Annotated in this window: 33 protein-coding genes and 1 pseudogene; 2 read left to right on the top strand and 32 right to left on the bottom strand. The window is 49.2% G+C overall.

Going from position 1 to position 23,656, the window contains the following annotated elements; all coding sequences use genetic code 11:
• The 9 genes from Xinn_RS12820 to Xinn_RS12775 all read right to left on the bottom strand — a co-directional run.
• The coding region (locus Xinn_RS12820; protein WP_169923575.1) for a tail fiber protein at positions 1–522 on the bottom strand (522 nt) is incomplete at its 3' end.
• Positions 523–529: 7 nt separating this feature from the next.
• Positions 530–1,180 carry a DUF2612 domain-containing protein gene (locus tag Xinn_RS12815; RefSeq protein ID WP_086956821.1) on the bottom strand — a complete coding sequence of 217 codons (651 nt, stop codon included), beginning with the start codon at positions 1,178–1,180 and terminating at the stop codon, positions 530–532.
• Positions 1,177–2,364 (bottom strand): baseplate J/gp47 family protein, encoded by a 1,188-nt coding sequence (locus tag Xinn_RS12810; protein ID WP_086956820.1) that lies wholly within the window; start codon positions 2,362–2,364, stop codon positions 1,177–1,179. The genes Xinn_RS12815 and Xinn_RS12810 overlap by 4 nt, the downstream gene beginning before the upstream one ends.
• A gap of 3 nt (positions 2,365–2,367) precedes the next feature.
• Positions 2,368–2,715, bottom strand: coding sequence for a contractile injection system sheath initiator (locus Xinn_RS12805; RefSeq protein WP_086956819.1), 348 nt, complete (start codon positions 2,713–2,715; stop codon positions 2,368–2,370).
• Positions 2,715–3,470 carry a Gp138 family membrane-puncturing spike protein gene (locus tag Xinn_RS12800; protein WP_086956818.1) on the bottom strand — a complete coding sequence of 252 codons (756 nt, stop codon included), beginning with the start codon at positions 3,468–3,470 and terminating at the stop codon, positions 2,715–2,717. The genes Xinn_RS12805 and Xinn_RS12800 overlap by 1 nt, the downstream gene beginning before the upstream one ends.
• Positions 3,467–4,411, bottom strand: coding sequence for a phage protein (locus Xinn_RS12795; protein ID WP_086956817.1), 945 nt, complete (start codon positions 4,409–4,411; stop codon positions 3,467–3,469). The genes Xinn_RS12800 and Xinn_RS12795 overlap by 4 nt, the downstream gene beginning before the upstream one ends.
• A gap of 64 nt (positions 4,412–4,475) precedes the next feature.
• The gene (locus Xinn_RS12790; RefSeq protein ID WP_086956816.1) at positions 4,476–4,754 is read right to left on the bottom strand and encodes a hypothetical protein; all 279 of its coding nucleotides are present in this window, start codon (positions 4,752–4,754) and stop codon (positions 4,476–4,478) included.
• A 228-nt stretch (positions 4,755–4,982) separates the two neighbouring features.
• Positions 4,983–5,774 (bottom strand): KilA-N domain-containing protein, encoded by a 792-nt coding sequence (locus tag Xinn_RS22725; RefSeq protein WP_244590195.1) that lies wholly within the window; start codon positions 5,772–5,774, stop codon positions 4,983–4,985.
• Positions 5,755–5,937, bottom strand: a complete 183-nt coding sequence (locus Xinn_RS12775; protein ID WP_086956815.1) for a hypothetical protein — start codon at positions 5,935–5,937, stop codon at positions 5,755–5,757. Before Xinn_RS12775 ends, Xinn_RS22725 begins: the two co-directional genes overlap by 20 nt.
• Before the next feature lie 110 nt (positions 5,938–6,047).
• Here Xinn_RS12775 and Xinn_RS22720 point away from each other — a divergent pair.
• A pseudogene (locus tag Xinn_RS22720) lies at positions 6,048–6,179 on the top strand (Arc family DNA-binding protein); the annotation flags it as partial.
• A gap of 154 nt (positions 6,180–6,333) precedes the next feature.
• Positions 6,334–6,885: a hypothetical protein gene (locus Xinn_RS12765; RefSeq protein ID WP_086956813.1), complete on the top strand. Its 552-nt coding sequence runs from the start codon at positions 6,334–6,336 to the stop codon at positions 6,883–6,885.
• A 33-nt stretch (positions 6,886–6,918) separates the two neighbouring features.
• Here the strand turns inward: Xinn_RS12765 and Xinn_RS12760 are convergent, their stop codons facing one another.
• The 23 genes from Xinn_RS12760 to Xinn_RS12660 all read right to left on the bottom strand — a co-directional run bounded on the left by Xinn_RS12760 (position 6,919) and on the right by Xinn_RS12660 (position 23,351).
• Entirely contained in the window at positions 6,919–7,371 is a 453-nt protein-coding gene (locus tag Xinn_RS12760; protein WP_086956812.1) for a hypothetical protein, read from the bottom strand.
• Between the two features lie 28 nt (positions 7,372–7,399).
• Positions 7,400–7,702, bottom strand: a complete 303-nt coding sequence (locus tag Xinn_RS12755; RefSeq protein ID WP_086956811.1) for a phage baseplate plug family protein — start codon at positions 7,700–7,702, stop codon at positions 7,400–7,402.
• Positions 7,689–8,285 carry a phage baseplate protein gene (locus tag Xinn_RS12750; RefSeq protein ID WP_086956810.1) on the bottom strand — a complete coding sequence of 199 codons (597 nt, stop codon included), beginning with the start codon at positions 8,283–8,285 and terminating at the stop codon, positions 7,689–7,691. Before Xinn_RS12750 ends, Xinn_RS12755 begins: the two co-directional genes overlap by 14 nt.
• On the bottom strand, positions 8,285–10,462 hold the full coding sequence (locus Xinn_RS12745; protein WP_086956809.1) for a hypothetical protein: 2,178 nt from the start codon (positions 10,460–10,462) through the stop codon (positions 8,285–8,287). Before Xinn_RS12745 ends, Xinn_RS12750 begins: the two co-directional genes overlap by 1 nt.
• A complete protein-coding gene (locus Xinn_RS22025; protein ID WP_169923574.1) occupies positions 10,449–10,598 on the bottom strand; it encodes a DUF6889 family protein in 150 nt (49 codons plus the stop codon). The genes Xinn_RS12745 and Xinn_RS22025 overlap by 14 nt, the downstream gene beginning before the upstream one ends.
• Before the next feature lie 29 nt (positions 10,599–10,627).
• Positions 10,628–11,077, bottom strand: a complete 450-nt coding sequence (locus Xinn_RS12740; protein WP_086956808.1) for a phage tail assembly chaperone — start codon at positions 11,075–11,077, stop codon at positions 10,628–10,630.
• A gap of 11 nt (positions 11,078–11,088) precedes the next feature.
• Positions 11,089–11,532 carry a phage structural protein gene (locus tag Xinn_RS12735; RefSeq protein WP_086956807.1) on the bottom strand — a complete coding sequence of 148 codons (444 nt, stop codon included), beginning with the start codon at positions 11,530–11,532 and terminating at the stop codon, positions 11,089–11,091.
• Positions 11,533–11,536: 4 nt separating this feature from the next.
• Complete coding sequence (locus tag Xinn_RS12730) at positions 11,537–13,003, bottom strand: DUF3383 domain-containing protein (RefSeq protein ID WP_086956806.1); 1,467 nt, start codon at positions 13,001–13,003, stop codon at positions 11,537–11,539.
• Positions 13,004–13,008: 5 nt separating this feature from the next.
• Positions 13,009–13,548, bottom strand: coding sequence for a phage neck terminator protein (locus Xinn_RS12725; RefSeq protein WP_086956805.1), 540 nt, complete (start codon positions 13,546–13,548; stop codon positions 13,009–13,011).
• Positions 13,545–13,925 (bottom strand): head-tail adaptor, encoded by a 381-nt coding sequence (locus Xinn_RS12720; RefSeq protein WP_086956804.1) that lies wholly within the window; start codon positions 13,923–13,925, stop codon positions 13,545–13,547. Before Xinn_RS12720 ends, Xinn_RS12725 begins: the two co-directional genes overlap by 4 nt.
• Positions 13,925–14,467: a hypothetical protein gene (locus tag Xinn_RS12715; protein ID WP_086956803.1), complete on the bottom strand. Its 543-nt coding sequence runs from the start codon at positions 14,465–14,467 to the stop codon at positions 13,925–13,927. Before Xinn_RS12715 ends, Xinn_RS12720 begins: the two co-directional genes overlap by 1 nt.
• Positions 14,464–14,874, bottom strand: a complete 411-nt coding sequence (locus tag Xinn_RS12710; protein WP_086956802.1) for a DUF4054 domain-containing protein — start codon at positions 14,872–14,874, stop codon at positions 14,464–14,466. Before Xinn_RS12710 ends, Xinn_RS12715 begins: the two co-directional genes overlap by 4 nt.
• Positions 14,855–15,205 (bottom strand): STY1053 family phage-associated protein, encoded by a 351-nt coding sequence (locus Xinn_RS12705; RefSeq protein ID WP_086956801.1) that lies wholly within the window; start codon positions 15,203–15,205, stop codon positions 14,855–14,857. Before Xinn_RS12705 ends, Xinn_RS12710 begins: the two co-directional genes overlap by 20 nt.
• Positions 15,205–16,146 carry a DUF2184 domain-containing protein gene (locus Xinn_RS12700; RefSeq protein ID WP_086956800.1) on the bottom strand — a complete coding sequence of 314 codons (942 nt, stop codon included), beginning with the start codon at positions 16,144–16,146 and terminating at the stop codon, positions 15,205–15,207. Before Xinn_RS12700 ends, Xinn_RS12705 begins: the two co-directional genes overlap by 1 nt.
• An 8-nt stretch (positions 16,147–16,154) precedes the next feature.
• Positions 16,155–16,646, bottom strand: coding sequence for a structural cement protein Gp24 (locus Xinn_RS12695; RefSeq protein ID WP_086956799.1), 492 nt, complete (start codon positions 16,644–16,646; stop codon positions 16,155–16,157).
• Between the two features lie 4 nt (positions 16,647–16,650).
• On the bottom strand, positions 16,651–17,862 hold the full coding sequence (locus Xinn_RS12690) for a DUF2213 domain-containing protein (protein WP_086956798.1): 1,212 nt from the start codon (positions 17,860–17,862) through the stop codon (positions 16,651–16,653).
• Between the two features lie 2 nt (positions 17,863–17,864).
• Complete coding sequence (locus Xinn_RS12685) at positions 17,865–18,458, bottom strand: phage head morphogenesis protein (protein WP_086956797.1); 594 nt, start codon at positions 18,456–18,458, stop codon at positions 17,865–17,867.
• A 16-nt stretch (positions 18,459–18,474) separates the two neighbouring features.
• Positions 18,475–20,151, bottom strand: coding sequence for a DUF1073 domain-containing protein (locus tag Xinn_RS12680; protein WP_086956796.1), 1,677 nt, complete (start codon positions 20,149–20,151; stop codon positions 18,475–18,477).
• The gene (locus Xinn_RS12675; RefSeq protein ID WP_086956795.1) at positions 20,151–21,770 is read right to left on the bottom strand and encodes a TerL protein; all 1,620 of its coding nucleotides are present in this window, start codon (positions 21,768–21,770) and stop codon (positions 20,151–20,153) included. Before Xinn_RS12675 ends, Xinn_RS12680 begins: the two co-directional genes overlap by 1 nt.
• A gap of 2 nt (positions 21,771–21,772) precedes the next feature.
• The gene (locus Xinn_RS12670; RefSeq protein ID WP_086956794.1) at positions 21,773–22,345 is read right to left on the bottom strand and encodes a terminase small subunit; all 573 of its coding nucleotides are present in this window, start codon (positions 22,343–22,345) and stop codon (positions 21,773–21,775) included.
• A gap of 17 nt (positions 22,346–22,362) precedes the next feature.
• Entirely contained in the window at positions 22,363–22,617 is a 255-nt protein-coding gene (locus tag Xinn_RS12665) for a hypothetical protein (protein ID WP_086956793.1), read from the bottom strand.
• Positions 22,618–22,628: 11 nt separating this feature from the next.
• Positions 22,629–22,868: a hypothetical protein gene (locus Xinn_RS21800; RefSeq protein ID WP_143706601.1), complete on the bottom strand. Its 240-nt coding sequence runs from the start codon at positions 22,866–22,868 to the stop codon at positions 22,629–22,631.
• 300 nt (positions 22,869–23,168) lie between these two features.
• Positions 23,169–23,351 (bottom strand): hypothetical protein, encoded by a 183-nt coding sequence (locus Xinn_RS12660; protein ID WP_086956792.1) that lies wholly within the window; start codon positions 23,349–23,351, stop codon positions 23,169–23,171.
• Between the last annotated feature and the right edge of the window lie 305 nt (positions 23,352–23,656).

The following is a 23,656-nucleotide window of genomic DNA, read 5'->3' as shown; positions in this document are numbered from 1 at the left end:
CACAAACTCCGGCTTGCTCTGGATATCCGCCCCGTTCTTTGCTTTTTCCAGACGACTGTTGGCGTTGTCGTTGACGGCATTCAGAGCGGCGTTAGTGGCATAGTCGCCTTTGTCCTGTTTGGTGTTGAGGGCGTCGTTGACCTGACGCACCGCCTTCGGGGTTGCCGCTATGTTTTCTGCATCACTGTCTGTCGCATTGCTCAGCTTTGTGATACCTGCGGTTGTCAGCGAGGCATTGGGTACATTGGAGCTGACTGTTGCTTTCAGCGCGCTGAGTAATCCGGTCTGTAATGTCTGCAAATTCCCATCATCCAGCACATCCTGATTGTTGGTCTCCGCGATAAACTGGGCGACTACCGTGGCTATCACACTCGCTTGTCGCCAGACTTTATTCAGTTCCTGTGACTTTGCCACCCCTGAATTAAAGCCGTTCGTTCGAGCCGCCAATTTGCTGTACTCGTCGTTATCTAAGACGTTTGCGCCGTCGGCAATACCGAACGGCAGAAATTCATTTTTTGCCATGCTTTCCTCACAATTTAACTGCCCAACCGCCGGTATCAAAACCCGCGACGACATCATGTTGAATGTCAAAACCAAACAGCCCACACTCGGCTGAATTGATGTAGTTATTGACCCGTACCGCTTCCGGCTTGATGTTGAGATACCCTTGCCGAATGACGGCTTTAATCACCTCTGGTATCGTGCCGCCGGTCATAAACACATCCATCGTCATGTTCTGGTTATCCACGAAAAACAGGGTAGTCTTGCTGTCCGGCAATATCCGCTGGTAAATTCGCGCCAGCACCTCACTGGAGCCGTCCCAGTGATTGGCCTCAATTTTCACTCGTAGCAATGTCCGGTAGGTCTCATCGTCCAGCTCGGTGAAGCCGCTGTCACTGTCGTAGCGGCGCTTCCAGCTCCCTTCGTCGAATCCCAGCCCTGCGGTATCCAGCGAGAAATACACCCCGACAATCGGTGTCTTCACATACCGCGATAAGCCTATCCACTCACCGACAGCGTCCAGTTGCACGCCCACCGCCTTATCCAGAGAGAAAGCGTCATTAAGTTGTCGGGCTTGTTGGTTGATGTCTGAAAGTGAGCGGGTGATAAGGTCGATATGACTGACGAATTTCCGGGCTGTCCGGTGCTGCGGGGTGATGAGTTTTTGATAATCTCTCATGTCACCACCAGTTTGATATTTTCAGGCTGACAGATAACCGCCTCGTTATAGTGGGTTTTTAAATTACCCATCACAACGGTGTCTGCGGTGCGCCCGATTTTGATGTCCGTGATATCGTAGGTTTTCCCTTCATCATCACCGGGCAGGTTTGCCGGGGTAAACAGTTTGGTCAGGTACACACTGTCGCCGATATGCACGGCGTTAATATAACCAACAACACCGGCTTTAATCCGATCGCCTACCAAGGTGGTATACCCATCAAAAGGGGTGAGGTGGATTTCAATAAACACCGGCACATCTACCGGACGCGAGAACCGTATCGGGTGGGTGATTTGATAGCGGTCAGCCACTTTAATCACCGTATCGCCAAACGTGCCACTGCCCGGTGTTTTCTTCAGGGCAATGGTACGGGCTATGGTGCTGGCGTCTCCACCGTCAACAATCATCGCAATAGAGTGGCCCGGAATGCCGTATTCGTCGGGCTGTCCGGTGTCATTCTCAAAGCCCCGTAACCGTGAAACGCCGGGGATTAAACTGATTGCCCCCAGTATCCCATCCAGTACCGTGCGTGAGGGCAGGGCAACCGAATGCCGCTGGCGTATTCGTAACTCACCATCTGTTTCCACCGCCCGCCCCGGCGTGGCGATAGTGTGGTTAATCACTTTCTGCCAACCGCGTGTCGGTGTGCCGATGTCAGCAATATCCCCGATAGCGGCGGTAATCCCGCCTTGAGTCTGGCAAGTGGCGGTGACAGTCACAGTGCCGTGTGTCCCAATCGTGACGGTATCCGGCAATCGCCATGAGTACCCCTGTACATCGCGCACCGTGCCATTTTTGATGACCGTGCCCACCTGCCCGATAATCTCCACATCACAGGTGGATTTTGTCGTCCGGTGGCGGGTCATGCCGTTAATTGCCACATTATTCGACAAGGCTGCTCCGGTGGCGGTTGCCGGGCTGAACGAGTTATAGGCGGCAATCAAGGCGTTGTTCGCATCATGAAGCGCCAGTGCATAAATTACCAGCATCTGACCGTCTTTGCTGTCCGGTTCAAGGTATGCATCCTCACCGTAAATCTGGCGAAAAAACCCGGTCAGCCGGGACAATATCGTCGGGTAATCGGGCGCAGTAATGCCGCTCGCGGTAATGGTGGCCGCAAGCCCTAACGTATCTAAATTAAGCATAAGTTACCGTTCGTGGGAGAGGGTGGTTTTGCCGTAGCGGGTATTAAGGGTGGCGGTTATCGTGATTTTTCGGGTGTCCGGGTCACGTTCTGCATCCAGTGTGATAATGTCGGTCACCCCTTCGGTTTCCAGAATGCGCTCCTCAAGGGCGAGCGCACTGGTGTAGTTTTTTTCTAACACTGCCTCACGATAGGGTGTGCCTTCTTCCGTATCTAAAAACCAGTCCCCGCGCCATAAATCCAGTCGCGTTTTGACCGCCTGCGCCACGGTTTCGGGGGTATCGACCAGAAACGTATTGTCCCCTTGCCCGAAGCTGTAATCGCCGTCACTGTCCTGTCGTCGGTAGCGCATTATTGTGGCCCCCCTGTCGTGCCATCGCCGGTTCTGACCCCGCTGTGCCTGTGCTTCATCAGACTAATCCCGCCTGCGGTTACATCGTTTTTCACATTTACCGGGCCATTCATAGTGGCCTGTCCACCATTTGCGCCCATACCCTGAGACAAGTTGCCGTTAATGGTGACATTGCCGTTCAGCACAATTTCGGGGGAGGTGATTTCCGTATTCCCCAATGCAGTAGCGGTCAGTTTGCCGGGGGTGATCACTGTGACATGGTGACTGCCCGGTGTTAATTCGATATAGGCTGCGCCATCGTCGGTACGCAACTGAGCGGATTGGGTACTGATGTTGCTGATTTTCTGCGCCTGTGACTGCGGGCCAACCAGCGCAAACCCATCAGACAGATGATGCTGTCGTGGGTCTACCGGCTCTTGTATGCCGCCGTTCTGCCACCAGAAATCGATGCAGCGGTCAGCAAACACCACTAAGCATTCATCCCCCGGTTTAATCGGAAACGTCAGCGTGACGCCGCCCCCGCGCGGGAAGATAACCGGCACGTCCACCAGCAACGGCAAGGCTACCGATTCCGCTTCACCTTTACTATTGATGATTTTGCCGCGTATCGCAGGCTGCGCAGTGACCGTTACGGCATCGGCATTAAAGGACTGAATAATGCTTGGTATTGCAACATACAGCCCTGAGCGGATGGACTCCTGCATCAGCAGGAAGGGGGTTTCCGGTTGGTTAAGGCGCTCAAAGTTTGTGATCATGATTGTCTCGTGTCTAGTGTTAACGCCGATTGTTTAAAGAGTGTCTGGTCAGATTTCGCCACACAAACCAAATCCATGTAATACGTCTTTCCTCGGGTTTCACCGAAGTAACTGACGTTAATTACCACATAATCCCCGTCGTTATCAGTCGCGGCGGGAATTTCGTCATCGGGCTTTTGAGAGGAAATTACACCCGTAGATTTGCCCGCCTCATTAATTGCGCTGTTATCCAACCGGATTAACGTTCCCGGCCTAATTTTGGGGTTAATTAAACACTTCACATTAATCCCCGCACCGATGGTCTGCTCCGGCATTCCGATTAACCCGGTGTCGTAGTTCAACACTACGGCCTCAGTCAGGTAGGTTTGCTTCGGGATAACGAGGCACTGCCCGTTTTCATAGCGCCATTCCGCATTGTTCTGCCTGGCGAAAATATTCATTTCATCGCGGTGCATGCCGAAGAAAACTTTACCCCGTGGGGCAATCACAGACGGAAATTCAGGACGCGGGCCGCTCACTATCCCGTAGGGCCCAATCTCCCGCATCATCAGCCGATCCACATCCTGCTGCGTATAACCCGCTGACAGGGTGATATTGACGGTCGCGTTGTTATACGCATGGTCTCCATCACCGGCCTGTATCACCACATAGGTCTCCGTGGGGCTGTCGCGTCCGGTGTAGGTGTACTGGATTTGTCCATGGAATATCTGACCGATGTTGCCTCTGTACCCGGCAGTAAACTGAATCGTCTTGTACTCGTTCTGGCGGATTTTATTGCGGGTTTCTTTGCTCAGGTTGTAGATTTTGAAGATACCGGTAGCGAGATACATCACGCTGGGGCGGGTAATACTGAACTTGATGGCCAGTTCGGATAAATCGATGCCGTCCCCTTTCTTATCCGCCACAATCAGCTTGCACTCGCGAAGCCATTGTTTTGACATGGTGACTCCGTAGAAAAGAAAAAAGCCCCGTGATAGGGCTTAATATTATCGTGAAAGAACTTCGTTACTCATGGATGAAGCGCATCCGGTTAAGTAGCTCAGTCATGAGCTTTTGAGCATATTCCATTTTCTTCTGCGCATTAGTCATCGTTTTTTGGGCATCAACCATGACCTGATGAGAATTAAAGATGTCTCTACGTAACCGCCAGAAGACTTCTTGGTCAACCAGAACCTTACCGTCCGCCTCATTTTCGGGGGTGATTTTTTGAGCGCCTTCATAAAATTGCGCTTTCGTTGTTACGCCATTTGCGTCACCAGTTTCATTAACTGATATAATAGTCATTGTCTATACCTCTTACCATTAGGTTTGTAGACGGTTTTAATAGAAGCCCTCCAGACTATTGCAACTAGCTGGGGGGCTTCGCCGTTTTGAAGCGGAACTATTTATTACGTGAATGTAACTTTTTGTAAAGGAAGTTCATTTTAAATTGCGAACCACCTCGAATATTAAACTTTCACTATGCCTATAATGATTTAATACTCGTTGTATATGTCGATAATCATTGTTAAATTAGTTAATTCTGTTAAAAAGATCAGTATTTACGCGGCTACATCTAATATCTTGGCTAATTTCGCAATGCCTTTCGCCGTTACCAGAACCTGCACGGCGGTAAATCCACTTCATTGAAGACAGTCTGTTAAACAACGCTTTCGGTTTTATTTGAAGGTGTTTTGCTGCGTCAGTAATGCACATACTGCCGTTCGCTTTCTTGGCGATGCGCTCGAATGCCTCAACATCCGGTTTCATTTCTGACACTTGATCTTCAAGGTCTTTATTTTCAAGTAATAACCGCTCTTTCTCTTCCTCGGCCTGAATCACCATGAAAGCCAGTTCTTTCATATTAGGTATGCGAGGAGATGCCAACTTCCCAGAACGGTAGTCAATGAAAGTTTGGTTCACCTGTAATTGGAACGCGGGGCTTATCCAACCGGCATATGAAACAGCGAGAAGTTCATGCGCAAAAGTGCCGGGAGTGACACCACCACGTACGGATTTGATTACTTCTTGACCTAAGCCCGAAATCGGGCTTTGCTCTTTAAGTTCATGAATCAACTCATTAGCCTGTTCAGTTGCAAGCCATTTTGAAGGGCGCTTATGTTCACCGTAACCACTCGTCTTATGAAGAGCATTCAGATTGAAACGGCCTTCTGAATCGGTTGTGATTTCTACACCAGCGATGACAGGCAGATTGTTATTTGCTAAAATACTCATAGCGTTATTTCCTTGTTGGTTTGTTAACGTTTTTGAAGCCCCGATGGTTGCAGCCGTTGGGGTTTTGCTTTTATTGTTCAACTGCTTCACTTTTATTCCTTTCCTCGGTATACCAAGCTACCGCTTGATTTATCACTGAATTCTGTGAAATGCCGTCCTTTTTCGCAAACTTACAAACTTGATCTTTTAAGTATTCAGTCAGCCTTAACTGCATCTTTGCAGTCTTCTTTCGTGTGTCTAAATCAGTATTCATTGCCAGCCTCCTTAGGATTAATTTGACACCATTGATATTAATTTACCACCATTGCGCGGGGTGTCAAGTTAATCCTACAATATTTTTATCAGTGTATGGGGAATACAAAGATGACAAAGTATCCAAGTCAAATGCAAGATAAGTTCAATCTCCGATTTCCAGAGGGGATGCGCGATGCTGTTGCTGAAAGTGCTAAGCAAAATGGACGGTCTATGAATTCTGAGATCATTGCGGCACTTGAAGCATGGCTTAATATAAAACCATATCAACTTACAGAATCTGAAAATTCTGTAATAGTGAGTCTTATTTCACGGATAGAGAAACTTGAAGCGCAAACCTCACGCAAAAAATAAGCCCCTTTAATGGGGCTTTTTACTAACTTACTGAGGACTACGCATGTTTAAACTTATTTTGAAGCTATTCGGTATAAATGAAAAAAATGCTTATGGTTATCCTGTAGAGTTCAATGATTTCCTGAAAAGAGAAGTTTATAGATCTAAATATATTAAATCTGAACATCGTGAGTTAATCTATAACCACCTCACTAAAAAAATAGATATTATAAAAAACGGAACAGAGCTAACAAAAGATGAAAAAATAAAGTTGAATATTAATACCAGAGTAAAATATTCAACTAAAGAGTTAGTATTATCTCTTACCAATTTAGGATTGCAAAAGTATGGTTCTAATCCAAAAGTCGTTTGTAATACTTTATACCAATCAGCCAGATCAAAATTTCATCACGCAAAAGAACTACAGAGAGTCCGAAAAACTATAAGTGTTAAAAATGTTATTTATCGCGGCGTGCGAGATGGTGATGATTGTGCTTGGTGTACTAAAATGGAAGGTAAGAAACTTCCCTCTGATATAGATATTATAAAACTAATCGAAGAGAACTGTTCCTGTGAATACAATCGAGCTTATTTGGAGTCAGTAATTCCTAGATAAAATAGCCCTATAGCGAGGGCTTTTTTACTAATATTATAACGTACAGTTAGCCATCATCACGTTTGTCTCGTTACCTTCCCCCTCTCTTTTAATGATAGCAATCACTCCTTTAGGTTCATTAATAGCTAAAACATACATATCTTCCCTAGACATCGTGGCATAAACTGTCTCTGTTGACCCTTTTCTCAGGTTTATCATAAATGGAGTTTCGATCTTCATTCCGTTGTGAGACACAATGAGCATTCTCTTTGAATCACTATGTTTGTCACTTTCAATAGTAATGATGGATTCACCTATGACGGGTAAAGAATCAAGCTCCGCATCCTTAGTACGTTGGCTATAGGGGTATATACTGCAAGAGTACCGTCCATCCGTAACTAATATATTGAAATTTTTATCTCTATATACCCCCAATTCATTGAGTGTAGAGGAGGCTCCCGCAACCCCCGATAAAAACATCAATACAACAACTATTTTATTTAGCATTGGAACTCCAGCGGTATTTGTTTAATGATTATAATGAAACAAAGTATAGCTTGTTGTTTCTACCTAACTCTTCCTTGTCCGTCTCATTTATTGGATCATCACCATAAAAAATCAACTCCCCGTTAAAGCCCAAGTAACTGTATTGAGCCAATATATCCACCCCAAAAACTAAGGGGATACCTGACACTATCGGCTCACTATTCAGGTTCATAACATCCAACACCCACCCGGCACAATCCCTGTGCTGTAAACGCATTCGGTAGTTAACGCCGCCTAATTGGATATCAAATTGCTGGTTTCCTGATTGCAGGGGGATCTCAATCATATTCATTGATAAACCTCTCAAGGGCTTTTCTTGTTATTTTTATTAGGCTTCTATTTTTGATTTCAACAGGCGCTTTAGTGCCTTTATCCACTACAGGCCCCGTATCTAACGGATATTTCATCCTTTCAGGGGGTGCGGCAATCCCTTTAACCGTTGCGGTATCGACAATAATCACCTCACGCAAGGTTAATGTAACCATCAGGACGTTTTCAGAGGCTTTATCTGTGGTCACTTCAATGGCGCGGATCAGCATATTTTTATACTGGCGCTTGCCTGTAGTCACGTTGAACGGCTCTTTTGAGGCTTTCAGCGCCAGTAACTGTTGATAGACGGCCTTGGGGCTTTTGCCGAATGAAAAGCCTGTCCCTAAATCAAGAAAATCAATCAGCGAACCGCCCCCCGCAAAGCCCAGTTCCATTGTCACCTCTGATGGTCGGTCATAAGCATGATCACTAATTGCCGCCCCGCGTTGTACCGGATGCTCGGTAATCTCCGTCGAGTCTTGGTGTTTCTCTGAAATGACCACGCTCGGTACTATCATGCCTATTTTTCTCGTTCCCTGAGAAAACAACACAGATAAAATATCCATCAGCTCACCTTGGTTTGTAGGTTACGTGCCAGTATCGCGTTACTGCGCTGTACTGCGCCCTCGGTTAACGTAGCGGCTTCATGCGGTGACTGAACACCAGTGATGTTAATCGTCAGATTCTGCTCAAAATTCATCTGATTTTGCGCCAGAGCATCAGCTTTACGCAGATATTCCGGTGTGTAACTGGAAGAGGTCAGCATGTTGTTGATATTGGCCTCTGCGTTATCGAACATTCGGGGGTCAAAGTTAAAACCACCATTCTTCGCTAAGGCCTTTGTTGGATCTGGCGCTCCAGTGATTGCAGCCATGACAAGTGACTTAGAATAAGGAAGTGGTTTCCCTATTTCTTCCGGACTCATGGCGTTCATCAGGGCGTACATAACATCATGGTTATTCAGGTCTAATCTATCGGAACGGCCTACCCCTAACGCCTTAGCAACACGAGTGATATAACCCTCGGTATCGTTTTTATCTTCTCTAGGGGCCCACTTTTTCACGATAGCTTCCACAGATTGCCGTTTAACACCATCTGTCAACCCATTAAAGTAACGCCTGAGCTGCCAAGCGGTACGCTCCAACCCGTTATATATCGTGTCAAATTGAGCGAATCTAGCGCCTTTACCACTTTCCAAAACGGCATTTTTTTGTTTGGCAAAATTTATGTTTAAGGGGTTATTGTTGCGTTCCCCGCGCGTGAGGGTTTTCGCTCCTTTTTCAGCCGCTGGTTTATCCTTAGCAGGAGTGCCGCCCATCCATTCGGGTAAATATTCGTTCAGTTTGTTATTTAAAGAGAAATACCAGTCTTTCACCATATCGTGATGGCGTTCTCCGGCTTTGCTCCCTATCGTGTTTGTCTCTTGTTTATTTTTCTCGCTGCCATTCCATGCTTGTTTAAGTTCTTCCCAAGCGAGGGTAAAATCGCCGTTATTGAGATGATTTAACGCAGCTACCAAGTGTGAGAGCATTTCACTTAAGCCACCCAAGCTCTTTAACAGACTTTCGAACTCAAACTTTAATGACCATTTTTCAACGTCAATACCGATTAAATCCATTATTTCGATGCCCAGCGCTTTAAATTCCGTTGTTAACCCGGTAACTTCCGTTTTGATCTTTTTAAGCGCACCTTCCCATTTACCCCAATCAAATTCACTATCCCCTTTTTCTTTCCATGTCTGATAGTCGTCATAGAGCAAGAATAAAGCCGACAACAAGACAGTCAGTGCACCAATAGGTGAGAACAGGAACTTAGAATTTAGCGCCCACCATGCCGCAGCAACGAGACCAAATACTTTAATCAGATTCTGGCTGCCCTCATCCAGCCGTTGCCACCAACCGATGATATCCTGTATCCCTTGCACGCTCCGGTAAACCATCTGCCCCAGTATGTCAGACATGACGAGGATCGCTTTCACCACCGACATGATGATTTTTTCGATAGTGGGCCAGTGTTTCAGTATCAGGTTGGTGAGCTTTTCCATGCTGGGAGTCAATACCCGTGACAGCTCCCCGCCGATTTTATCCTTGCCTATACCCATCACCGATTTTAACCGGTAAAACTCGGTCATAAAGGCATTGGCCTGTTTCGCTGCGGCGGTCGGGTTGTAGCCCATCGTGCGCATCATCTGGCGATAATCTGACGCATACCCGCCCATCCCGCGACGCATGGCGAGCATCGTATTCTCATCGATACCCAGCATATTGGCGTACATATTTGCCCGGTAAGACGGCATACCGGATAACCGTTCGCCCACCAGTGCCACTAAGGAAGCGGTATCCCGAAGCTGCCCATTCGCATCACGGGTCTGAATCCCCATATTGCGCAGGAAGCCTTCGCCGCCCGGATTGTTACGTAAGAACCGCGCCACGTTCTCCAGTGAAGAGTTCAAACCCTCCACCGTCCCGCCCACCTGACTGACGGCATACCCCAGCGACTTGATTTGTTCAGCCGCCGCGCCGGTGCGCTGCGCCTGCCAGTACAGTTTATCGAGCTGGGTTGCCGCGACTGCGGTAAAGCCGACGACAGAGGCCGCAGCCCCTTCCACGACAGCGCCGAACTTCAGCACGTTGGCGGTCACACCGGCTACCGTTGCACTGAATTTCTTTGCGCTCGGCTTATCAATGTTAAAGCCCAGCGATATCAGAAACTCTTTAATCACATCTGCGTTAGTGTTGCTCATCTCTCCACCGTGCTATCAGCGCCTCGTTTTCGGCTTCCACATCCAGATACTCGTTCATCAGGGCGATGAAGGCCAAGTCCACTTTGCCATTTTCCAGCGACTCTGCCTGACACATGCCGTAACGCACCGGGCGCATCAGATAATAGCGCCCGTTCGGTAACGTACTCAGTTCAAGGCTGGGCTGTCCGGGGATGATGCGTCGCTCCCGGACAGGGCGGGAAAAAAATTCCCCAGTGCATCCTTGATCACCTGACCGACAATTTTCAGCAAATCCAGTCCGTTGATATCGTCAAACATCAGTAGACCGCCGGTGTACACTTCTGACCACGATTTCCCGTGCTCCCGACTGACCACCGACAGGCAGATTTCGTTAATTTCATGGCGAGAAGTTTTGTCGAGTGAGCGCACTGCGTCCACGAGGGGGCTAATCAGGTCAATCATATCGTCTGGGGCAAAGACCGGTTTACCCTCACTGTCCACGCTGGAGGGTTTGAGATTTTCCCAGATACCTTTGAGGGCAGGCACTACCGGCACAAGTGCCACGGCTAAATCCTGCTGCTGAAACGCATTCAGTTTGCCTGCGCGATATTTCTTCCCGCTAATTTCAAATTCCATGTGTGACTCCGTTAAAATGTGCCTAAGATGGTGTCGATTTTGCCGCAGTCAAACACCCAACTGTTGGTATTGCCGACTTTGGCGTGAGAGAGGTCAGGCAGTTTTTGAAAGGAGACTGACCGTGCCGCGATAGTGTCCCCGGATACCTTGTTGCGGATCAGGATGATGTTATTGCCCCATGTTGCTGACGAGAACTGCTGGGCGTTGTACATCATCCCTAACTTAGCGTTAGCGGGAGAGGTTTTCAGCAGGGTCACGGTAATGGTGCCTGCCTTACCCGCGTGCAGGGAGTGCATGACTTCCCCGTCCGCACTAATGGTCATGGTGTTTTTGGCTTCCAGCATGGCGATAACGATCCCCTCTTCGGAGGTTGCCGCCCCGTTGCCTAAATCCACCGAACCGCCGATACCGGTAATGGTGGCGGACACGTCGATAAATGAATAAGTATTCGCCATGTTCTTACCTGTTTACGTTAATAATGACATCAGCAAAGTGCACCGCACCTGCCAGTTTGATGGCACACTGAATGACCGGGGCTTTACGTTTCTCGCGTTCCGCCTGTGCCTGTTCCGCAATCGGCGGGGCGTAGGTGTAATAACCTTTGGTCAGCGTATCGCCCCGGTTGAGTGCCCCGAAAGAATCCCCACCCCAGCGTCCCGGTGCTATCAGACCGTTTGTCACGCCTTGCGCCAGTGACTGCTCCACATTGGCGAGCAATTGAGTCACACCCTCATCGGACTGTTGTATTTTGGTGGTCGAGGTGTACAGCAGGTTATAGAGGTTGGTCTGGACATAATTCTGTAACCAGTCCAGTCCGTGGCGCTCATCAATGAACGTGCCGTTTGCCATCACACCCTCTTGGATAATGGCGGTGTCATTGTTGTAATGGACAAAGACGTTGCCATTCTTGGTTTTCAGCGCACTGGCCTGTGTTGCCGTCAGCAATTCGGCACTGACGGCAGGCTCTTGCTTGAATTTCAGGGTGATGGTGGTGCGGTTGCCCTGAAAATTCACCGTGAACATGCGCCCGAAGAGTGAGGCTATCGCATACGGCTGTGAGGAATATTGCCACAGTGTCCGGCCTAAAAAGGCACCTTTCAGTTGTGAACCGATATCGGTCACCACATCCGGGTCAAGCACGTCGGTTTTCACGACGGTATGCCCGTAAATCCGCACAACGGAGGTCGATTCAATATACCGTGCCACACTCATTACATCGCGGTCGGTCAGTGAGGTGTCGGCAATCAGCAGCCCATACCATGCACCGGACACTTCACCCAGTGCTTTCACCGCTTCGGCGATGGTTTCCGGTTCGCTGGGGGCAATCGCCGTTGCGCCGGCGGCTTCATCCAGTTTCAGCAAATCACCAAGGTAAGAACCGCTGTCAGCGCGGGTGAGATACCCCAGTTTGCCTGCGGCTTGTAATGAGACGGTGAAGCGGGAAGAGACACTGTCCCAGCGCACGGCGGCATTTTTCAGCCTCTCCGCGATACGTTCCGCCACCCCATTGAGATTGGTTTCTTTGCTGAAATCAACGCCGGTGATAAGGGTATCTTTGCCGTCGAGATTCAGTTTAAACGAGCCATCTGAGATAACGGTAAAGCGGCTCATAGCCTGTTCTGACCGGTTGAGTACCGCACCGCGTAAGGCCGCATACACCTGCGTTTTCGCCCAACGCCCGATATACAAATCTATCGGCTGGGGAGACTGGGAATAGTACAAGGCGGCGGCCTGATACTCCGGGGTCTCCATACCGAAATCCGCGCCGACGGCTTCAATATCGGTGTAATAGCGCAGCCGTTCGTGCGTGTTAATCACGTTACTGCCCCCGACAATCAGCAACGAACCAAAGTTGCGGCTCGATGCGGCACGGGGGGCCATGTTAATTTTGACATTAACAATGCTGCTGATAGGTAAGCCCTGCATAAGGGTTAATCTCCAAAGAATTTAACGGGTGCGTCCTTTAAGGCTTTCGTGCCATACCGACGCACAACCTTACGCCGCAAGATGACAGTAATGTCATAGCGGCGTACCCACTGGTTATTGATAAGTTCGGGAAACGTGGTAATACCGCGGTGTCTCACCACAGACAGCCCTGATTTATTCAGCTCTGCATTGTTCTGGCTGAGGCTGATCCCATCTCGAAAACGGCTGATATAGCGCTGACTGTGGGGACCATAGAACGATGCTGAACATTCAAACTCTTCATGTCGCCAGAGTTCCCCATATTCAGGCGTCTGATTGGCATACGCGGGATTATCATCAGCAGGTAGTTCAACAATCCCGAAACCGCACCAGTCTGAATCAGCGGGAGGTTGCGCTGCCTGAACCGCTGTCCAACGAGGCCGGACGCTCCCGGCAGGCAAGCCAGACACCGCCCGCAGCCACTGACTGAGTAGCCGCTCTAAGGCTTCGTCGTAAACTGGTTCACTGTCCGGTGTTAACCAGCCTGCCTGTTCTGAGGTGTTCATGAACGTCCTCCATCAAAAGGCAACAATTCACAGTGCGCCTGAACAAAACCCGCCCCATACGAGGTATAAGGGTCTACCGATTTCACCAGATATTCACGGTTCTGATACGTGACAACATCCCCGGCTCGCCCGGTTTCTCCTGCAATCAATCGCTCAGTCGTAATCACCAGAATCGTTCCTGTGACAGTTTGACCTGACATACGCATTTGGGCTTCTACTGAGCGGTCAACCGTCACCACGCCCGAAAAAGGCGTGACCGTATCAACCGTTGTCGGAAATCCGTCATCGTCAACGCCTACCCCCCGACGTTTTACCGTCAGTGAGGTATCGCAGAAATCCGGATCAAACAAAATGTCAGTGACATCAAGTAAGTCCATTATTCCCCCTTATCCCGTACCACATAGGTAATGGAACGGCGGTAATTGCCGGTATCAATCAGCGGTCGGGCATTAGCATTATTCGGTGTGCCTCCCTCCTGCCGATTCTGTACCTCAACTTTTGCCCCTTTACGCCCACGCCTTGCGCGTGCGGCAACTGTCGGATCAGCCAAGGGTTCGAAATCATGCGTAGTCATGTAACGCTGAATCCCCTGAACCGCAATCTGTCCGGCTTTGTTCAGCGCTTTTTCGGCCTTGTCTTTCTTACCTTCCAGTATCCATTCCGCCGCCAGTTTCAATTGTTCCGTGGTTTTATCTTCCACCGATCGCACTCCGGGTTGCAGATGGGGACGAGGCGGGATATTTTGGGCAGGTGAACCGAATTCGTTGATATAGCCGATACCGGCATTACCAAACGGGACATCATCACGCGGGCTGTTCTCCGCAGGAACACCCACCAGCACATCACGATTACCAAGGGTTTTCAGAGCTTCCAGAATGGCATTGGCTTTGTTCACTTTAATAGTGAGGCCACTTTTCATAGCTGAATACCTCCCGCGCCGAACGTCATCAACAATTCATAAAACTCAGAGCCATAGCGAGTGTTGTTCCAGAACCCTGCATTCGGATTCAGTGTCGCGCCCGTATCATAACTGGCGCTGACTTTATCCACGGATTTAGCAGACAGCACCCCGCTGTTCGCTCCTCCTGCACCACCTCTTGCCGCTGACCGACTGTCCGCGGACCACAAGGCCATGTAATGGGCGACCATCAATTCCACCAGATAGCCGAACATCTCCCCCAGCCGATGTTCATCCAACTGCTTATCAGCCAGATTTAAACGGAACTGGATTTGAGTATCGGGGTATTTGGTTTCGTCAGTGAACTGCGGGAAGTCGGTACGGAATTGCTCAACAGAGGGGAGGTGCTTATTTCTTGTTGCCCCCATTTTTACCCCCACTAGACTGATCGCCCTGTATCAGTAAATCGGCAATGTGGTCATCCCGCTCTTTGAGTTGCTGGTTGAGTTCGGTGATCTGTTTATCACGCTCTGATAACGTCTGTGTCAGGCTACTTACGGATCCCCGGAGTTCAGTCAGTTCGGCATCATAATCCGCCGGTATGCTTTCTTCCGCCGCACCCACGATTTCAGCATGTGCCTGTACAAACCAATGTTTGGCCACATCTTCACTGACATGATGAACCCCCTCTTCGAAGTCCTGTGCTTCCCCCGTTTCGGGGATGAAACGAAATGGACTATGTACCTTGATTTTCATCATTAAATGCCATCCATATAGTTCATGGTTTCACGATAGACTAGCTCAACCGCACCCAGCTTGCCGTAGTAGGTGACCATCTGATACAGGCCGCGATACTGGATCGGGATGCTTTGCAATGGCACCAACGGGAAGCGAACAAACTTCTTGTCATTGGTATAGGCAATTGCACGGTCTTTACCCGCTGTGCCGACCCCTTTCGCCCATTTCACCGCGCGAATATTCAACGGCGTACCGTTCTGGTGATAAGCGATAGTGTTATTTTGCAAGTAAGTCAGTAAAGACTGGTTACCCGCAGTCGATACAATAATGCTCGAAAGCAGCGCATACTGCTCAGGTGGGATCAACAAATCTGTCGGCACCATCGTATAGGCAGAATGTGCCCACGCTTCACTCAGCAATTGGTTAATACTGTCGCGGATTTCATCCGGTGTAGATTGCGCCCACGGTTTACGGGCATTGATGAGTTTCGCGTTTTTCTGGTTCAAAAGACCCTGTAACCCCAGACTTTCGTCACCAACGTAAACTTGCTCGTCGGCATCCATGTTCCATTTCAGGATCAAGCCGTCATGTTTTTGGGAATCGATAGGACGACCGACCTGTTGTGCTGAAGCCAGTTCGATAACTGTCCACGCCAATTCCATACCCCATAAGGTTAATGGGTGCCCGTCACGGTCAATGTTAACGCTAACGCCTGCCAGTGCGGTGGCATTACCGCTAACCCAGTTCTTACCGTTCGGATTAATCGACCCTGCGGCAGCAAACTGTGTGTTTGTCCATGTTGCGATTTCATCGCCAATGGTCACATCTTCACGGAATTGGATATCACGCCCGTAGGTATATTGCGCCAACGGCAGGTTGATAGTCTGATCCAGGCGCTCCAGTTCGAGTTTCAGGAAAGCACCTGAAGCATCAATGGTGCGTTGTTGGTCAAATGTAAACATAAGTCCCCTTAAATCTTGTAAGAAATTTCAACATTACCCTGAGCATCGCCCGCCCCTGTGAACTGCGCATTCGGGAATAAAATACTTTCTCCCTCTACGGCATCATTCAGGAAGCTACCCAGTGGACTTGTCTTAGTCGGTTTACCCACCCGCACATAGACTGGCGCACCTTTTTTGATACGGGACGCATCTCCATCCAGTTTGACTGTCATGTACCCCCGTTTCAGGGCATCCCCGGTGAAGTTGTTACCCGTACCGATAATCTGAATTTTATCCGGTATGCTGGCAGTGGGATAAGGGCGCACATAAATCCCCTGAATTTTGTCAGCCGTATCCCCTTCAGCCAGCGGCACAAAATAATCACCATCATATTTCCCCACCAGCCCGTAAGCGGGGAAGGCATCCGGTGAATTCAGTAAGACGGGTTCCACGGTCATATCCTGTGGGCGTGAGATCGCCCCGGCAATGCCTAAGGGCATCCGCTTTAAATATGCTGTCATAGTGTTATTTACTCCTGTTTGCCCAGAATTCGGCGTTAGCTTTGTTCAGGTTGGCAATGGTATTGCCTGTAGACTTACTGAGGGATGAATCGCCGGTGGCTTGGGTATTACGGCCTTTTGCCAGTTCTGCCACGGCGTTAAAGGCCATATCAACCATATATTTAGGCAGCTTTTTAATTTCAGCATCACCGACGATAGTTCTCACCATCGCCTGATCTGCACTGACCAGTACCCGACGTTTAAAGGCGGTTGGCTTGGCGGGTTTTGAGATATCAACACCCGGTATGATCAGGTCAGCTTTGTAGGCTGAATCGGCTGTAATATTTTCTTCTTTCTCGTCTTTATCTTCGTCACTATCCCCCGTCTCCTTTTTATCTGTGGGGTCGGTGCCGTTATCTTTGGTTTTCCCTTCCAGTGCCTCCAGTCGAGCCAGTATCGCATTTGCCCACTCGGGGATTTGCTCATCACCGGTTTTCATTTCCGGATCTTCTTTGGGCAGAGGTTGCTGCGGGCTGATATTGATATTAATCGCCTTGGGCACTTCACCCGTTCCTTCATCACCGGTGACGGATTCAGGGGCACTGCTTAGTACCTCTTCCATCGCAGCAGAGTCTTTGGTTTTAATCGCCTGCTTCAGACGTTTAAACCATGTTTGTGTTTTAGTAGACATACTATCTCCAATTGAACAACGTGAACCGGCGCGGGCATCTTGAACCAGCGCCACATGATTACCCCGAATTTGATACTGCGCGGCCTTACCTGTCGCAGTTTGCTGGTATTCCGCATCATAACCACAGGATACCTCGTCAAAACCGCTTTCTATTGCCGCGATTGCTTCTTTGTCTTTGATGATGAGGTCAGCCAACATCAGATCGGATTGTTCCCCTTCACCCTGCCTGACGTTCTGAACATGCCCGTGTGCCAAATCCCGCCAGTTATCCGGGTCAACAAAAATGATGTTGCCGTCGAAATCTTCAGGGTGCTTTATCGTGATGGTCATCCCCTCAAACGAAGCCAGTGTTGCTTCACTGAATACTTCGTCATCCGTACGTTCAACGACAATTTCACCATCGTCATCTGGCTCAAGATAGGGCAGTTCAAAATCGGCATAAAGCTGTATGCCAGTTCTGGCAATCGGGACGTCTTTACACAACAGGGAACCATCCGCCAGTTGATAACGTGTGTTACCCAGACGGCTGGTAAAGAAATATTTCATGATTAATCTTCCGGTATGACAACCTCACAGTAACAACGGCAATTCGGCAGAGTGCCTGCGTGCCCTGTCAGGCCGTCCAGTATCGGAGGGCTGCCCCATTCAACAAACTGCCCTTCCATTTTTTGATGTGAATGCCTGACATCACCATCGTCTGCGGTACGCCAGATATAGCCTGTTGAACCGATGGTTTGTGCTCGTGCCTGCGTGAGCGCCGTCTGTGCCCTGCCTAACTCAGTTCGAGCAATCAATTTTGCCCGTGACAGGGCGACTTCTCCTGTTCTGGCAATTTCCTGCGCGAACGGCTCATGACGTCCACCCGTCACAACAGCTTCAATAGCCTGATTATGGATGTCATACACCCTGTCCGCCGCCTCTATCGGCAGCGATTTGATGTACTTGATTTGCTCGTCAATGATAGAGCGCATGACCTGGCCAACCGGGGCATGGTCTACCAGATTGCGCAGCTCCTGACTGATTATCTGGCTTCGTTCTCGCCACTGCTTTTCGTTATGTCGGTTCACATCCAACGCAAAACGTTGGGCTACGCGCTGCGCCCACGGTGTGATTAACTCACTGTAGCTGTCCAGCGCAGCCATAATTTCGGTGACTGAATCATTTGAACCATCGTAAGAGCCCTTTACGATTTCGCCGACCGCCCGCGCTATCGCCTGTAGACTTGTTCGATACTGGTTTTCCGGTTGACGGGATACCTTCGGCAGCGGTTTCTTCCTCTTTCGCGATAAAGCCATTACCTACGCTCCCCATGATCCTTTCCGCTTCTTGTTGTGCCATACGATAGGACGATATCAACATCTGGATACCGGTATCCCTTGGTAGCAATCCCGCTGCGACTGAACTGACAATCTCTACCATGCTGGAAATCTGAGCGCCGTTTAAATCGGTATTTTCCGTTGCTTCAACATTTGTTGGTTGAAGGAGATTGCCTAACTCGCCCAGTTGAGGAGGTGAACCATCTTCCGCATTGTTGATATCCTCATCCGCTATCGATCCCCCGATACCCGTGACATCTGCCATTTCGCGCAGGTCATTCATGGCGGCTTTCAGGTTCATCATGCCGCCATCCAGTGCGCCGTTTAGTGCGTTGACGGTGTTCACCGCAATGGTGGAACGGTCAAGATCGGACATCTGCCACAGCGGGTTAAACTCGAACGTAAAATCTTCCGGCAGTGGCTGACCGAACTCTGAGCGGTGCATCACATCCAGTAAGCGGCGGATAGGTTGCCGTAATCGCCGTTCCTGTTGGGTACCGATGTTGTCGTAATAGTTGGCAAGGTCGGCATCACCTGTCGAAAAACCCTGAGGTGACTGACCAAACAACCGTACTAAAGGGATACCCACCGCCCCGGATATTTGTTCGGCAAATTGCGCCAGTACGTTATTCAGTCCGCTGAACGAATACTGATGGGTCTCAAACACATCGGTTTTATCCATCAGCGTCATGCCTTCGTTACTCTGAAACTGGCGGATCATATCCATGTGTTTCAACAACGCATCCAGCCTCGCCCCGCCCATCGCGATAATTTCGCGCAGTTTATCAACACTGTAGGTTCGAAGATGCGCCTTATACACTAACTGCGCTGCGCCGGTGGTGGCGCTGTCAAACGCCGTGAGCCTGTCGAAGATGCGTTCCACAATCGACATGCCCCATTCGTTTTCAGTCTGTGCCTGTTGATACGGTAGTGTGACGCCATCAAACCTGATTAACCGGCTGTGATGAATTCGCCACGCAGGAATGCCCCGCCCTGTGCTGCTCACCTGATAGAATTCAGGCTTGCCCAAATCCTTACCAATTTCTTTAATCCGGCGGTTCAGGTCAGGTTCAACCTGCCAACGGTCGAGCGGGAGTATCCCTCTAAACCGCCCTTTTCCAATCGTTTCAGGGCGTAGCGGAGTAAAAGGCGCTTGACCTTCAATCAGGATCAGACCCAATGCCCCACCATAAAGCCTTGACCATTTGATAATGTTGTTCAGGTTTTCCCACAGCTCCAGTTCATCAAATAGCGATTCCAGCACACCCCGTGCTTTCGGGTCGATTTCAGAGGTTATACGAAAGCCCTTGCGGGTCATGTCATCCGCCACTGAGTCCACCGCTGCCCCGATAATCCATGACGAACGATACGCATTTTCTATCAGTGTCCGGTTACGGCTTGTCCAGTTGGGGCGGTAGGTCGATGCGGAATGTTGGTTAGGCGTCTGCATCCCCACCCGTGCCATCATGTTCTCGTAACTGTCGGCGGTTGGCTGTGGTTTGCCATTATTCTTCGCCATTAAGCACCTCGTCCTAATTGTTCCCAAATCTCCATTGAGATATCCATCGGGGCGTAAAGGATCATTGTGGAGTCCGCTAAGTTAGGGGACTTCGTCCCATCCGGTTTTTTATTCACAAGAATTTTCCCGACGCCATTCACTGAATAGGTCGGCTGTGAAAGTTCCATGATTAATTTCTCTTTCAGTGGCATATCACCGGAGATAGATATCAGCTCATCGGGATGATAAAAATGTCCCTCACTCACTGCCCTATGGGTTTTTTGAAAGCGAGTGCGCAGTGACCACCACGCCTGCGCTTTTGCGTTGGCGAAAAAGTCCTGATTTAATCGGGGCGTTGTAAAAGCATCCCCCGACACCGCTTCACCTTCAGGCTCGAAGACCGCGCCGCTGCCCCGGAATGGTGTTGCTGTGATGGTGTTTAACCGTAAGGCCTTGCGCTGCTCGTTGATAATACGGGCATCACCCCGTGTGCCTGCCCCTAAACCGTCGGCATCGTACCGGAAAGAATCAAGGTTGAGCTGATCACACCAGCCGAAAACTTTCTCCACAGAGCCAAAAATATCACTGCCTTTACCTGACCATTCTTTAATGCCCAGCATCAGAAAACCATGATTCCATGCAAATGCGTTCGTGTCTTTCCCCTCATCGGCAACGTCCATTGCCCCCCGGCGAATACCTGTGGGTTTGATACCCAGTTTAACGTGTGCATCAATCGCTGACTGAACCCATTCTGAAGGGATCAGAATGCCTTCTACTGAAGCCTGATAGTTAATATCGACTTCCTGCGCCAGTGTGACCGGGTCAAGTTTCTCTTTCTGTTTGGCGTACCACGCATCATCTTTGCGCGGGTCATCGCGCCAGTGGAAGGTAAACACCTTAATGTTGCCACTGTGTCGGCGTTGGGCGAATGAGTTTGCCATGCCGTTCGGCGTTGACACATCCTGTCGGCAGTTCGTGGTGGCAGACAGTGACGCATCCACCAGCTCCGGGCGTTCAAGAAACGCAGCTTCATCGACAAAGTAAAATGAAGCACGGTCACCACGCCCGATACCGTCGCCTGCCTCACCGGTGATCACCGATTCCGTATCTGGGAAGATAATCCGCATATGCGGGGCGTGTTTTCGTATATTCCATGTGCCCCTGAATTCCGCAGGCAGCAGATTGATAAAGTTCCGTGCCTTGTCAAACAAGGACTTGGGCGAACCCAATTTATCAACGTATTCTTCTTTACGGGAACCAAACCCTGCCGCACCCCCCCGGTTAAAGAGACAGATTGCACTGGCGGTAGCAACGGTCAGCCAACTGATGCCCATATCACGGGTTTTTTCTGTGATACCCGGCTCTTGGGTGCGCCAGCACTCCATGAACCATTCGATCCATTCTTCTTGTCGTGGGAACAAAATAAACGGAATACGGCCGGGTAATCCTCGTTCGATATTACGTGGGTCGACCGTCATGCCCCAGTCAATGATAAATTGCCCCGGGTTATCACGGTAAAATGTCCGCATCGCCGGTAGCAGAGTGGGTGTCTGGCGAATACGTTGTAACCTCTCCATTCGCCATTCAAACACTGCGTTGTAATCAGGGTTACGAAAATCAAACGGAAACGGAACCGGCATAATTACCTCATCATTTTCTTGTAGGCATCTGCTGCCTGCTCCGGTGTCAGTTTTGCCACCTCAATCGGGCCATCATTCGCGCCGGTGTGTTCGGCTTTGACATTCTCGCGGAAGGCCTGCACCGACACATGTTTACCCAGCAATTCAAGGTTCTTAACCTTGTCCGGCCATTTGATCTTCTTGAGTACCCCGACCATATCGCGCTCATCGCCCCGGCCTTCGAACATCTCCGCCAGATTGAACCCGCTTAAATACCGTCGCCATGATTCCGGCCATTGGGATAACGGCTTAATGCTCAGGTCTTGTTCCAGAATGTCAGCCACGTCCATCTGGTCGATTTCAACGAGGCGCATCAGTACGTAGCTCGCATCAATGCCCAGTTGCTTATTACGTTCCTGTTTCAGCTCATCAATACGCTGAATAACGTGGGGCTTCTGCATTAACTGATAGCCAATCTCACTCGCGCGATTGGTGCTGTACCCAGCTCTGATCGCCGCTTGTGTAACGTTTAAATCGACCAGATACTCCTGACAAAACAACGCCTGTTTTGCCGTCATTTTTATTCCTCTGGTCATTTTGTTAGTTCCTTATCTCAATCGCTCATAACTGGTTCTGGTTCTTCAGGTTTAACAAACCCCGTACCATATTGAATTTGGGTTGCTTCCTGTATCGTAGCGTCTCGCCATGTGGTATCGGTTCTATCAAAACTGCGGATTCCCCTTCGTGTTCTTCTGATAACCACTTCGACTTGAAGTACCGGACGTGATGTCAGTTTTTGCGCCCTGAATCTGAATCGTCCGGTTATTCCTACTTCTCTTTCGTGTACTGGTGGTACGTGCTCAGGCATATTTACCTCGCTTATTCAGTCACCGCATAAGATTTGATAGCTGCTACTCTGCTGAGTGGGATGATGATTGAATCAATGTCATTGATGTTTTGGTATAACTGAATGTACCTGTCATCACCTGCATAAAGTGGTAACTCTTCTGTTTTGCTGTAACCAACAGCGGCGTAATCGGCATCATTCATAAATACTTCTATTCTCCAATACTTAAAAGAGAATGGGATGCGGGGTTTGTGCGGTCTGCGCTCAGACATATTGACCTCTCTGTAATTGGTTTCAGAACAAACAACTGGTTCAATCGATAACGGCCTTGTTTATCGGTGCTGATTTTCACGCCGTTCAATATGATTAATGCTGTACTCACGATGCTTATCCTTACTTAGGTAATGAACCTTTGCCGAAATAGGAAATCAGCCCATCGGGAAAGCATCAACCATTAGCTGATTCCTCAAAGGCTCATTCCTAAATAAAGGCTCGATGTTTAGATTGGCGCTTTCGGTGCGCAGTGAAATGCAGATAAAAAGAAGCCACGCGAAAGGCGAGGCTCGTTGTTGTTACTCAGTTTTCAAATGAGGAATCTTCCCTTCTTCAATGGCATCGTATAGCTTGCAGATATCATCATAATCCCACCCTCCTCTAGGGAAGTATTCCTGCATTACATCTACTGCTTCATCTTTCTTGTTCATTTCATCACCTGTAATTTCCCGTATTACTTTCTTGGTTGCTACTAATTTCATAGGGTACTTTCCTTATAGAAAATCGAACCTGCTCACCAGAAAAGCCGCCCGTAGAAGTACCCATTAACGGATTTTCTCAGGTTCGACTTTCTGTAAGGTTCTACGTTTTTTTTATTTATGTGCGCGGTGAGGGCGCAGTGAAATGCAGAGACAAAAATACCACCACGGATGTGATGGCAAGGGATATTGCTTTAACCACTCAGGGGAATGGGTAAAGGAATAAAAGCCCCTGAGTGTTAGGGGCTGTTTCTTACCAAAGAGAATAACCAGACAACAATCATTTTCATTCTGGGTAGCCATATGCA

The organism is Xenorhabdus innexi (assembly GCF_002632485.1).
Taxonomy (GTDB): Bacteria; Pseudomonadota; Gammaproteobacteria; order Enterobacterales; family Enterobacteriaceae; genus Xenorhabdus; species Xenorhabdus innexi.
This window is presented reverse-complemented; position numbering and strand designations above follow the sequence as displayed.

What these genes read in the sequence shown, in the direction of transcription:
- Xinn_RS12680 (WP_086956796.1), bottom strand. Translation starts at nt 20,151, where the DNA reads ATGGCGAAGAATAATGGCAAACCACAGCCAACCGCCGACAGTTACGAG.
- Xinn_RS21800 (WP_143706601.1), bottom strand. Translation starts at nt 22,868, where the DNA reads ATGTCTGAGCGCAGACCGCACAAACCCCGCATCCCATTCTCTTTTAAG.
- Xinn_RS12690 (WP_086956798.1), bottom strand. Translation starts at nt 17,862, where the DNA reads ATGAAATATTTCTTTACCAGCCGTCTGGGTAACACACGTTATCAACTG.
- Xinn_RS12760 (WP_086956812.1), bottom strand. Translation starts at nt 7,371, where the DNA reads ATGCTAAATAAAATAGTTGTTGTATTGATGTTTTTATCGGGGGTTGCG.
- Xinn_RS12705 (WP_086956801.1), bottom strand. Translation starts at nt 15,205, where the DNA reads ATGATGAAAATCAAGGTACATAGTCCATTTCGTTTCATCCCCGAAACG.
- Xinn_RS12815 (WP_086956821.1), bottom strand. Translation starts at nt 1,180, where the DNA reads ATGAGAGATTATCAAAAACTCATCACCCCGCAGCACCGGACAGCCCGG.
- Xinn_RS12775 (WP_086956815.1), bottom strand. Translation starts at nt 5,937, where the DNA reads ATGAATACTGATTTAGACACACGAAAGAAGACTGCAAAGATGCAGTTA.
- Xinn_RS12765 (WP_086956813.1), top strand. Translation starts at nt 6,334, where the DNA reads ATGTTTAAACTTATTTTGAAGCTATTCGGTATAAATGAAAAAAATGCT.
- Xinn_RS12725 (WP_086956805.1), bottom strand. Translation starts at nt 13,548, where the DNA reads ATGAACACCTCAGAACAGGCAGGCTGGTTAACACCGGACAGTGAACCA.
- Xinn_RS12755 (WP_086956811.1), bottom strand. Translation starts at nt 7,702, where the DNA reads ATGAATATGATTGAGATCCCCCTGCAATCAGGAAACCAGCAATTTGAT.
- Xinn_RS12795 (WP_086956817.1), bottom strand. Translation starts at nt 4,411, where the DNA reads ATGTCAAAACAATGGCTTCGCGAGTGCAAGCTGATTGTGGCGGATAAG.
- Xinn_RS12685 (WP_086956797.1), bottom strand. Translation starts at nt 18,458, where the DNA reads ATGGCTGCGCTGGACAGCTACAGTGAGTTAATCACACCGTGGGCGCAG.
- Xinn_RS12695 (WP_086956799.1), bottom strand. Translation starts at nt 16,646, where the DNA reads ATGACAGCATATTTAAAGCGGATGCCCTTAGGCATTGCCGGGGCGATC.
- Xinn_RS12750 (WP_086956810.1), bottom strand. Translation starts at nt 8,285, where the DNA reads ATGGATATTTTATCTGTGTTGTTTTCTCAGGGAACGAGAAAAATAGGC.
- Xinn_RS12810 (WP_086956820.1), bottom strand. Translation starts at nt 2,364, where the DNA reads ATGCTTAATTTAGATACGTTAGGGCTTGCGGCCACCATTACCGCGAGC.
- Xinn_RS12710 (WP_086956802.1), bottom strand. Translation starts at nt 14,874, where the DNA reads ATGGGGGCAACAAGAAATAAGCACCTCCCCTCTGTTGAGCAATTCCGT.
- Xinn_RS12665 (WP_086956793.1), bottom strand. Translation starts at nt 22,617, where the DNA reads ATGCCTGAGCACGTACCACCAGTACACGAAAGAGAAGTAGGAATAACC.
- Xinn_RS12745 (WP_086956809.1), bottom strand. Translation starts at nt 10,462, where the DNA reads ATGAGCAACACTAACGCAGATGTGATTAAAGAGTTTCTGATATCGCTG.
- Xinn_RS12720 (WP_086956804.1), bottom strand. Translation starts at nt 13,925, where the DNA reads ATGGACTTACTTGATGTCACTGACATTTTGTTTGATCCGGATTTCTGC.
- Xinn_RS12675 (WP_086956795.1), bottom strand. Translation starts at nt 21,770, where the DNA reads ATGCCGGTTCCGTTTCCGTTTGATTTTCGTAACCCTGATTACAACGCA.
- Xinn_RS12700 (WP_086956800.1), bottom strand. Translation starts at nt 16,146, where the DNA reads ATGTTTACATTTGACCAACAACGCACCATTGATGCTTCAGGTGCTTTC.
- Xinn_RS12670 (WP_086956794.1), bottom strand. Translation starts at nt 22,345, where the DNA reads ATGACCAGAGGAATAAAAATGACGGCAAAACAGGCGTTGTTTTGTCAG.
- Xinn_RS22025 (WP_169923574.1), bottom strand. Translation starts at nt 10,598, where the DNA reads ATGCGCCCGGTGCGTTACGGCATGTGTCAGGCAGAGTCGCTGGAAAAT.
- Xinn_RS12790 (WP_086956816.1), bottom strand. Translation starts at nt 4,754, where the DNA reads ATGACTATTATATCAGTTAATGAAACTGGTGACGCAAATGGCGTAACA.
- Xinn_RS12735 (WP_086956807.1), bottom strand. Translation starts at nt 11,532, where the DNA reads ATGGCGAATACTTATTCATTTATCGACGTGTCCGCCACCATTACCGGT.
- Xinn_RS12740 (WP_086956808.1), bottom strand. Translation starts at nt 11,077, where the DNA reads ATGGAATTTGAAATTAGCGGGAAGAAATATCGCGCAGGCAAACTGAAT.
- Xinn_RS12800 (WP_086956818.1), bottom strand. Translation starts at nt 3,470, where the DNA reads ATGATCACAAACTTTGAGCGCCTTAACCAACCGGAAACCCCCTTCCTG.
- Xinn_RS12715 (WP_086956803.1), bottom strand. Translation starts at nt 14,467, where the DNA reads ATGAAAAGTGGCCTCACTATTAAAGTGAACAAAGCCAATGCCATTCTG.
- Xinn_RS12660 (WP_086956792.1), bottom strand. Translation starts at nt 23,351, where the DNA reads ATGAAATTAGTAGCAACCAAGAAAGTAATACGGGAAATTACAGGTGAT.
- Xinn_RS12805 (WP_086956819.1), bottom strand. Translation starts at nt 2,715, where the DNA reads ATGCGCTACCGACGACAGGACAGTGACGGCGATTACAGCTTCGGGCAA.
- Xinn_RS12730 (WP_086956806.1), bottom strand. Translation starts at nt 13,003, where the DNA reads ATGCAGGGCTTACCTATCAGCAGCATTGTTAATGTCAAAATTAACATG.